This window comes from Bradyrhizobium sp. (genome assembly GCF_049798375.1).
In the GTDB taxonomy this organism is placed as follows: domain Bacteria; phylum Pseudomonadota; class Alphaproteobacteria; order Rhizobiales; family Xanthobacteraceae; genus Bradyrhizobium.
The window spans coordinates 1-9,761 of the sequence record NZ_JBARGP010000723.1; the positions used below are offsets into that span (position 1 = coordinate 1).

At 66.1% G+C, this 9,761-nt stretch carries 8 protein-coding genes; all 8 read right to left on the minus strand.

Features of this window, described 5'->3' with window-relative positions; translation table 11 throughout:
- A partial coding sequence (locus tag WA702_RS28045) for a TRAP transporter large permease subunit (protein ID WP_425113793.1) occupies positions 1-1,735 on the minus strand: 1,735 nt, incomplete at its 3' end.
- A gap of 171 nt (positions 1,736-1,906) precedes the next feature.
- Entirely contained in the window at positions 1,907-2,938 is a 1,032-nt protein-coding gene (locus tag WA702_RS28050; RefSeq protein ID WP_425113794.1) for a TRAP transporter substrate-binding protein, read from the minus strand.
- 94 nt (positions 2,939-3,032) lie between these two features.
- A complete protein-coding gene (locus tag WA702_RS28055; RefSeq protein ID WP_425113795.1) occupies positions 3,033-3,782 on the minus strand; it encodes an ABC transporter ATP-binding protein in 750 nt (249 codons plus the stop codon).
- Positions 3,763-5,562, minus strand: a complete 1,800-nt coding sequence (locus WA702_RS28060; RefSeq protein ID WP_425113796.1) for an ABC transporter permease subunit — start codon at positions 5,560-5,562, stop codon at positions 3,763-3,765. The genes WA702_RS28055 and WA702_RS28060 overlap by 20 nt, the downstream gene beginning before the upstream one ends.
- Positions 5,562-6,419 (minus strand): branched-chain amino acid ABC transporter permease, encoded by an 858-nt coding sequence (locus WA702_RS28065; RefSeq protein WP_425113797.1) that lies wholly within the window; start codon positions 6,417-6,419, stop codon positions 5,562-5,564. Before WA702_RS28065 ends, WA702_RS28060 begins: the two co-directional genes overlap by 1 nt.
- Positions 6,420-6,439: 20 nt before the next feature.
- Complete coding sequence (locus WA702_RS28070; RefSeq protein ID WP_425113798.1) at positions 6,440-7,636, minus strand: ABC transporter substrate-binding protein; 1,197 nt, start codon at positions 7,634-7,636, stop codon at positions 6,440-6,442.
- A gap of 317 nt (positions 7,637-7,953) precedes the next feature.
- Positions 7,954-8,874, minus strand: a complete 921-nt coding sequence (locus tag WA702_RS28075; RefSeq protein WP_425113799.1) for a LysR substrate-binding domain-containing protein — start codon at positions 8,872-8,874, stop codon at positions 7,954-7,956.
- A 266-nt stretch (positions 8,875-9,140) separates the two neighbouring features.
- On the minus strand, positions 9,141-9,761 hold a 621-nt coding region (locus WA702_RS28080; protein WP_425113800.1), incomplete at its 5' end, for a DODA-type extradiol aromatic ring-opening family dioxygenase.

Below are 9,761 nucleotides of genomic sequence, written 5' to 3' on the forward strand. Positions count from 1 at the left end.
CGACCGGCACCTTGCCGATCAGGCAGGCGCCGTAGAGGCCTAAGCCCAGCGGCGGCGCGAACAGGCCGATGCCCATCGCGATCACGAGCACGACGCCGAAATGCAGCGGATCGACGCCGAGCCTGACGGCCACCGGCAGCAACAGCGGCCCGAAGATGATCAGCGCCGCCGCGCCTTCCAGCACCGAGCCCATCACGATCAGCACCGCGATCGACAGCAGCATGAACAGCCAGACGCCATGGCTTTGCGACAGCGACAGCATGAGGTCGCCGACCGCATGCGGCACCTGCTGCAGGGTCAGGATGAAGGCGAGCGACTGCGCAGCGGCAACGATGAACAGCACCAGCCCCGAACGGGTCGCGGCATGGACAAAGCTCTGCGCGGTCGATTTCGGATTGAGCTCGCGGAACACGACGCCGCCGACCACCAAGGCATAGAGCGCGGCAAAGGCCGAGATCTCGGTGGCGGTGGCGAAGCCGAACTTGAAGCCGGCGAAGATCAGCACGATCAGCCCGAGCGAGGCGACGGCGCCGGTCCAGAGGCCCGCGACCGCTTTCGCCGGCGGCTCGTCTGCCGCCACCGGTCGCCGGCCGAACACGATGCAGACCACGATCAGCGCCAGCGCCATCAGTGCGGCCGGCAACAGCCCCGCGACGAACAGCCCGCCAATCGAGAGGTTGGCGACGAAGCCCAGGATGATGAGGTTGATGCAGGGCGGAATGGTCTCGGCCATCACGGCAGAAGCTGCCAGCAGCGCCACCGCGCCGCCCGGATTCTGCCGGGCGCGCCGCGCCGCCGGAATCAGCACTGAGCCGACGGCGGCGACATCCGCCATCTTCGAGCCGGAGATGCCCGAGAACAGCACCATCGAGGTCACCATCACGACGTTGAGGCCGCCGCGCATGCGGCCGACCCCGCGCTGCAGCAGCTCGATCAGCCGCACCGACATGCCGTTGGCTTCCATGAGGTAGCCGACCAGGATGAAGAACGGGATCGCCAGCAGCACGAAATTGTCGATGCCGCGCGCCATCTGCTGCGCAAAGATCACGCCGGGCAAGGTGCCCTCGACCCAGATGAAGATCAGCGCCGCCAGCGCCAGTGCAAAGCCGATCGGCAGGCCGCCGAACAAAGTGACGAAGAAGCCGATCAGCATCAGCACGCCCGACGACGGCACCGTGTCGGGCGAGAGGTGATCCCAGGCGAGATAGAGGCCGGCGATCACGGCGGTGACGATCACGCCGGCGACGATATCGCGGAGCTGACGCGCGCGAAACATGTCGAGCGCAAACGCCGTCATGAACAGCGCGCCGACGCCCATCGGATAGAACGTCCATTGCAGCGGCAGGCCCGAGCCGGTGGTCTGCCCCACCGTCAGGGTGCCGAGCTTGAGCGCGTTGAACGCGACGGTGGCCGAGACCAGCACGATCAGCAACGCGCTGACGGCATCGATCACGAGACGAACTTTCGTCGGCAACAGATCGGCGAAGAAGGCGACGCCGAGGTTCTCCGAGCGCGCCAGCGCGCTCGCCGCGCCGAAGAAGCTCGAGCCGACCATCAGCCCGCGCGCGACGTCGTCGGACCATTCGACCGGCGCATTGAACACGAAGCGCGCCAGCACCGAACCGCAGACCACGATGAGATCGGCGAGCAGCAGCACGGCCGCGATCGTGTCGCTTATGGCCAGCAGCGCGCCGACGACGCCGCGGCGGGCGGACACTTCGACGGCCGTGCTCATGCGCAACAACCGCCCTCGTAGCAGAGGCTGCCATGCCCCGCGCAGGCGGGGCATCCAGTACGCCGCAGCCTATCGGTCGATATAAACGTCTCTGGAATACTGGATCGCCCGCCTTCGCGGGCGATGACAGTTGTGGATGTAGAAGCTATTTGAACCAAACTCACAGCTATCTCAAATCTGCGTCGCGCGAATCAACTCGATCACTGCCTTCGCCTCGGGCCGCGCCTTGATGAAATTGTCGGCCTGCGGCGCGACGCGCTTGCGGAAGGCTTCGCGGTCGCATTCGACCACGTTGACGCCCTTCTCTGCCAGCGCGGCGAGCGCCTCCTTCTCGACCGCGAGCCCGTGCGCGCGGGTTTCGACTGCGGCCTTCTTCGCTGCATCAAGAAAACCGTCGCGCAGCTTCGGATCCATGCGGGTGAAGGTCGCCTCGCTGAAATAGATCGCGAGCGGGGAGAAATTGTGCTGCGTCAGTGCGTAGTTCTTCGCGGTCTCGAAAAACTTGCTGGCGAGGATGGTCGGCGGATCGTGCTCCAGGCCGTCGAGCACGCCGGCCTGCAGCGCGGTGTAGATCTCGCCGAAGGCCAGCGGCGTCGCGGCCGCGCCCATCAGCCGCAGGCACTCGGTGATGATCGGATTGGGCAAGGTGCGGATCTTGAGACCGGCGAGGTCGTCCGGCGTCTTCACCGGCTTCTTCGCCAGCACGCTGCGCGAGCCGAAATTATAGGCCCAGGCGATGATGCGGATGTTGGCGCCCTTGAGCAGCGCGTCCTCGATCGGCTTGGCCGCGCCGGCATCGAACGCCTTGGTCTGCTGCGGGAAGCTCGAGAAGAGATAACCGAGGTCGTAGGTGCCGACCAGCGGAACCAGGTTGGCCGAGATCGACGAACCCGACACCATCATGTCGATGACGCCGAGCTTGACCGAGTTGATGACGTCGATCTCCTGGCCCAATTGATTGTCGGGGAAGAAGGCGACGTCGACCATGTCACCGAGCCCGTTGGCCTTCAGGCTCTTCACCAGATTGTCGTAATAGACCCGGCCATTGGCGAATTTCGGATCGTTCGGCAACGAGGACGAGCATTTCAGCTTCAGCGTCGCGGCCTGCGCGCGGCCGATGAGCGCGGGAGAAGCCGCGAGCCAGGACGCGGCGGCCGCAGACGATCTGATGAATATACGACGGCTGACAGGCGCTGACGCCATGGCGCTTCCCCGATTCTTGTTTGTTGGCGCCGCGCGTGACGGCTGCTGATGTCGAGACTGTAGGATCAAAGTTACGGGATGGGCAAGGCTCGGCTCACGGCCCGGCCAACGCGTGGCTCTCATGGCCGAAATAGGCGCGCTCCAGCCGGTGCGGCAGATTGTCCTCGGCTGTGGACGCTTGCAACACGATCCGGCCCTGCACCAGCGCATAGACGCGGTCGGCGCAACGCAGCGCCTTCTCCAGGAGTTGCTCGACCAGCAGCACCGCGGTGCCCTGCTTGCGTAAGCGATCGATCACGTCGAGCACGCGATCGACCAGCACCGGCGACAGGCCGGCCGAGGGCTCGTCCAGCATCAGAAGGCGCGGCTGCCGCACCAGACCCTGCGCCACCGTCAGCATCTGCTGCTGTCCGCCGGACAGCGCGCCGCCGCGCTCGTGACGCTTGGCGGCGATCTCGGGAAAGAACGCCAGCGCCTGCTCGATGCGTGCGTTGCGCTCGCCGCGCGGCAGGTCGTAGGCCGCGAGCAGGAGGTTGTCCAACACCGACATCTGCGTGAACACGCGATGGCCCTCGATCACATGCACGAGGCCGGCGCGCGCCGCCTCGCGCGGCGTGGTGTTGCTGATGTCACGGCCGTCGAAACGCACCTCGCCGGCATTGACGGGCAGCAGGCCGGACATCGCACGCAGCAGCGTGGTCTTGCCGGCGCCGTTCGGACCGAGCAGCGCCACCACCTCGCCCGCCGCGATCGAGATGTCGACGCCGTGCAGCACGCGGATCTTGCCGTAACCGGATTCGAGCGCGCGGACAGTCAGTAGCGCATCAGCCGCCGAGGTAAGCACTGACGACCTCCCTGTGGACTCGGATCTCGGCCGGCGTGCCGGCAGCCAGCGTGCGGCCGAGGTTGAGCACGGTGACCTGGTCGCAGATATCGAAGATCAGGTCGGCATGGTGCTCGACCAGCAGCACGCCGGTGCCGCGCGCGGCGATGGCGCGGATCAGGTCGGCGAGCCGCGCGATCTCGTCATTGGAGAGGCCGGCGGCCGGCTCGTCGAGCAGCAGCATGTCGGGGTCCAGCATCAACGCGCGGGCGATCTCGACGAAGCGCAATTCGCTGTGTTGGAGCCGGTCGGCGCGGACCTCACTGACGCCGTCGAGGCCGACGACATTGAGCAGCGCATGTGCCTTCTCCGCCAGCGCGCGCTCGTCGCGCCGGCTGCGCGGCAGCGACAGCATCGCCTCGACGAAGCTGGCGCGGCCATCGACGCTGCCGCCGATCATGACGTTCTCCAGCACCGAGGCCTCGCCGATCACCCGCGGGGTCTGGAAGGTGCGGGCGATGCCATTGATGGCACGCAAGGCCGGCCGGCCCGGGGGCAGCGCGGCGTCGCCGAGCGTCATGGCGCCGGCCTTGGCCGCGTAGTAGCCGGAAATCACGTTCAACGTTGTGGTCTTGCCAGAACCGTTCGGCCCGATCAGGCCGTGGATCTGGCCGGGCGCAACGTCGAGGTCGAGGCCGTCGATGGCGCGAACATTGCCGAACGACAGCGCGATGCCGCGCAGGCTAAGCACCTTGCCGCCGATGCGACCGCGCATGATCTCGGCGAGCGCCGAGGGCCTTGGCAGGATGGCGCGATTGGCCGCAAGCGGGCGGCGATTGCGCATGTCGATCAGCGCCGCGATGCCGCCCGGCATCACCAGCACGATCAAGAGCAGCAGCACCGCGTACAGGAAGGTCGACCAGGCCGCGAGCGGTGCCGCGAACTCCGGCAGCACCGTGAGGATGATAGTGCCGAGCAGCGGGCCGAGAATCGAACCGCGGCCGCCGATCAAGATGGCGATGAAAAACAGCACCGAGAGATCGAAGGTGAAGGCGTCCGGCGTGATATAGGTCTGCAAGGTCGCAAACAGCCCGCCGGCGACACCGGCGCAGCCTCCTGCGAGCAGGAAGACCGCCACCAGCAGCGCTTGCTTGGAAATGCCGGCAGACTCCGCCGCCACCTCGGCGTCTCGCAGCGCGATCAGCGCGCGGCCGAACCGGCTGTGCCCGACATTGGCGCTGATCCAGGTGGTGACGACAGCAAAGCCGATGCACAGCGCGTAGAAGCCGAAAGGCGTATCGAAGGGCGGCGGAAACTCCGGGCCGGCGATGCCGATGCCGCCGCCGGTTACGCTCTGCCAGGCCAGCGCGATCTGCGTGACGATGGTGGCGAAGCCGAGCGTCGACATCGCGAAATAGAACGTGCGTAGCCGCAGCGCCGGCAGGCCGACGACGACGCCGAAGATGGCGCCGACGACCGCCGCGAGCGGCAGCGCCGCGAACACCGGCAGCGCGGGCAGTACGTTGCCTGCTACCAACACGCTCGTCGTGTAAGCGCCGAGCGTCAACAGCGCGACGTAGCCGATCGCGAGATGCCCGGCGAAGCCGACCACGAGGTTGAGACCGGAAACCAGCACCCAATAGATCGCCATACGGGTGCCGATCAGCACCCAGTAATCGTTGGTGACGAAGGGCAGCACGATGGCCGCCAGCAGGATGCCGGCAAACGGCAGGAGCCTTGTCCAGGCAAAGGATGTCGCAGGCGTGGCATTCGGAGCAGAGGTCGCGGACAGCATCGCCATCACACCCTCCGCGCGGTGGCGGAGCCGAACAGCCCCTGCGGCGCGGCGAGCAGCACCACGATGAACAGCGTGAACACCGCAACCGAGGAGAAGATGCCGCCGACCAGGAAGTTCGCGGCCTGCTGGAACAGGCCGAGCGCGAGCCCGCCGGCGATGGCGCCGCGATTGTTGCCGAGCCCGCCGAGCGCAACGGGCACGAAGCCATAGAAGTTCAACAGCGCGCCGTTGGCGAAGAACGCGAGCAGCAACTGCCCGCCGGAGAAGCCGGCGATGCCGCCGACCACGCCTGCCAGCGCGTAGCTCGCGATGCGCAAATTGCGCTCCGGCAGGCCCAGCGCACGGGCGGCGAAATTATCCTCTGCAATCGCCAGAAAGGCGCGGCCGACCAGAGTGCGGCGATAAAGATATTCGAGCCCGATGATGGTGACGGCGCAGGCCGCAACCGGCAGCCAGAACTTCTCGTCCCAGACGCCGCTGCCGAGCCCAAACAGGCGCGGGAACGGCTGCGGCTCGGTGCCCCATTTGATCGCCGCGACCTGCTGGATCATCAGCGCGAGCGCCAGCGTGGAGAGTACGTAGAGATGCTGGTCGAGGTTTTTCAGCACCGGCCTGACCGCAACGAATTCGGTGATGACACCGATGATGGCGCAGCAGACTAGCGTCATCGCAAAGCCCGCGATCGCGGGCCAGCCCAGCTTCAAGGTGAACAGCGAACCGAACACGCCGCCAAGCATGGCGAGCTGCCCCGCGGTAAAGCTCATCACCCGCGAGGTCGAGAACATGGTGTTGTAGGTGACGCCGACGAGCGCGTAGATCGCGCCCGCCGCCAACCCGGAAGCGATGATCGAGGCGAGCATGGCGATGGCCTCGCGCCGCCTCAGGTATAGCCCGGCGCCAGTGCGAAGGTGCCGTTCTTCGCGGTCGAGGCCTCCGACATCACGATCTCGTCGGTTGGATAGCCGTTATGCTGGGTCGGCGAGAACGTATAGGTGCCGAAATAGCCGGGATATTTGTTGAGCGAATTGAGATAGGCGGTGATGCCCGCCGAGTCGGTCCCGCCGCTGGCTTCGACCGCTTTCGCGAACAGCTCGATGGCGTCGATGCCGCCCGCGATCCACCACAGCAGCGTGTCGTTGAGCGCCACGCCGGCCTTGGTCAGGCGGCCGACCAGCTCCTCACTCTTGGGCGGCAGCTTGCCCGAGGCATCATAGCTGCAGCGCTTGTAGCCGATGGCGTAGACCTTCTTCCAGTTCTCCGGCTTGTCGACCAGGCCCGCCAGCTCACCCGACGCCAGCGAGGGATGGCCGGCGAACGGCACGTCCCAGTTCATCGCCGCGCGGGTGTTGAACATGCGCGCCTCCATGCCGGTGGTGACGCTCCAGACCACGATGACCTCGGCGCCGGCGTTCTTGGCCCGCAGCATGTCCGGCGTCATGTCCGGCTGGGTTGCATCGATATTGGCCTGATAGACCACGTCGGCGCCATCCTTCTTGAACGCCGCGGCGGAGGCGCCGACCGCGGTGACGCCGTAGCCGGTGGTGTCGCCGATCACGGCGACCTTCTTCACCTTCAGCACGTTGAGACAGTAGTTGCGCACCGCGTCGTCCCACTGGTTGTTCGACGGCGCCATCCGGAATGCGCTTGGAAATTTCTTGGGATCGATCAAGCTTTCGACCACGCAGGGATGGATGTCCGGCATCTTGGCGCGCGCCATGATCGGCGTGGTCGCCAGCGCCTCGCCGGAATTGAGCGGACCCCAGATGCCGTGCACCTTGACCTGGCTGATCATCTCCTGCGTCGCATTGACCGCCTTGGTTGGATCGCCCTGGGTGTCACGCATCACGATCTCGATCTGGCGGCCCTTGACGCCGCCCGCCGCGTTGATCGCCTTGACGGCGAAGTCGACACCGCGATTGAAACCGATGGTCGGCGCCGAGCTCGGCCCGGTCATCGCAGCTAAGCAGCCAATCCTGATCGGCTCGGACTGCGCGATCGCCGGCATTGGAAAAGAAAACGAGGCTGCACCGAGCGCACCGGCACCGCCCACCAACAACTCGCGACGCGAAACCGCCATGATATTCTCCCGTTCGTTTCCTCGAAGCCGGCGTCCGTCTTTGTCACCTTGTCATTGAAGTGCGCGGGCGTCCGGCGGACGGCGCCTGGCTCTCGCGGCCATGGTCGTCGTCACGCGAGGAGTTGAACCCGACGCGCGCGGAATGTCCAGAGGCTTGCACGGGCGGTGTGCCGTTATGCAAGCTCCGTGTCCTATGGCTCGTTTTGGAGTCCGTCATTGCGAGGAGCCGAAGGCGACGAAGCAATCCAGACTTCCTTTTCGACTCTGGATTGCGTCGCTTTGCTCGCAATGACGGTGTTCGCTGGCGAAGCATGCCCTCACACCAATTCCATGTCCTTGATCTGGGCGGAGGCGGCCTGGGCGATCAGCTTGCCGAGCGCGGCGAAGTCGCGCTGGCGCGGCGAGGACTTGCGAAAGGCGAGACCGACGACGCGGCGCGGTTCGGGATCGGAGAAGCGCATCAGCTTGATGTTGCCGCGCCGGCATTCGAGATCGACCGCGAGCTCCGGCAGCAAGGTCATGCCGAGCCCGTTCGCCACCATCTGCACGATGGTCGAGAGGTTGGAAGCGCCGAACGTGTCGATGTTGTCGACCCGGCGCAGGTGGCAGAACGACAGCGCCTGCTCGCGCAGGCAGTGCCCCTCCTCCAGCAACAGCAGCCGGTCCTGCTGCAACAGCTCGGGCGTGGCGCGCACGCGATTGGCCGCGATGTGCCGCGCCTTGGGCAACGCCAACAGAAAGCGGTCGCTGAACAGCTTGATGGTCTCGATGTCAGGGTGCTCGACCGGCAGCGCCAGCAACAACAGATCGAGCTCGCCCTGAAGCAGCTCCTCGATCAAATTCTGGGTCTGCGTCTCGCGCAGATGCAGATCGAGCTGCGGATATTTGTCGCGCACCAATGGAAAGGCCGCCGGCAGCACATAGGGCGCGAGCGTCGGGATCACACCGAGATGCAGCGAGCCGGCCAGCATGCCGCGTTGCCGATGGGCGGTATCCACGATGTCACGAACATCCGCCAGCACCCGCTCGGCACGCGCGGCGATCTCGCGTCCCGCTTCGGTCAGGATGACGCCCTTCCGGCTGCGCTCCAAAAGCTGCACGCCGAGTGTCTTCTCCAGCTCCTGAATCTGCATCGAGAGCGCCGGCTGCGTCACCGCGCAGTGCGCCGCGGCCTTGCCGAAATGCGACAGCCGCGCCACGGAATCGAAATATCTGAGCTGCTTGAGGGAGATGTTCATGATCAGGTTTTCTTATCCTGACCGCAGGTTAATACGATTAGACCTGATCGACAATCCCCCGTAACGTTGACCATGCGCTCAGAACAGCGTCAGGCGTTGCGTTGACGTTGCGGGAGTTGCGCCGAACCGTCGGCCTTCAGAGGCGTCGGAAGCTAGAAGTGTTCGTCGCGTGGGTCGCCGCTATGCGGGACGCACGCGATCGCAACAATGGCAAAACGGCCGCCGGAACTCCCACCAGCGGCCGTTTCGCGTTTGCTTCAGTCGGGCTACGCCGCGGCGGCGGTCTCGTTCACCGCGTGGAAGGCGTAGACGTCCATGCGCAGCACGCCATAATTGGCGCTGTTGTGCAAACGCTCGGCGTGGGCGCCCTCGCCGGCGGCCCCGAGCGCGGCGAACAGCGGCAGAAAGTGCTCGTCGGTCGGATGGTTCTTGTGGGCGAATGGCGCACGGCTGCGATAGTCGAGCAGATCATCGACGCGGCCCGCGATCGCCGCTTCATGCACCCAATCGGCGAACGCATCGACCCAGGGCAGCGCCGGCGCATTCAGTTCGGGCCGCCGCGTCCGGAACTCGGCGAGGTTGTGGGTGAAGCTGCCGCTGCCAATGATCAGCACGCCGTCGTCGCGCAGCGGTGCCAGTGCGCGGCCCAGCGCCAGATGGTGCCTCGGCCCGCGCTCGGTCTGGATCGAGAGCTGCAGCACCGGAATGTCAGCGCCCGGATACATCAACAGCAGCGGCACCCAGGCGCCGTGATCGAGGCCGCGCGCGTGGTCGATGGCTGCGGGTAGGCCGGCGGCCGCAAGCCGCGCCGCGATGTCTTGCGCGAGCTCGGGCGCGCCAGGTGCCGGATAACGCAGCTCATAGAGCGCGCGCGGAAAGCCGTAGAA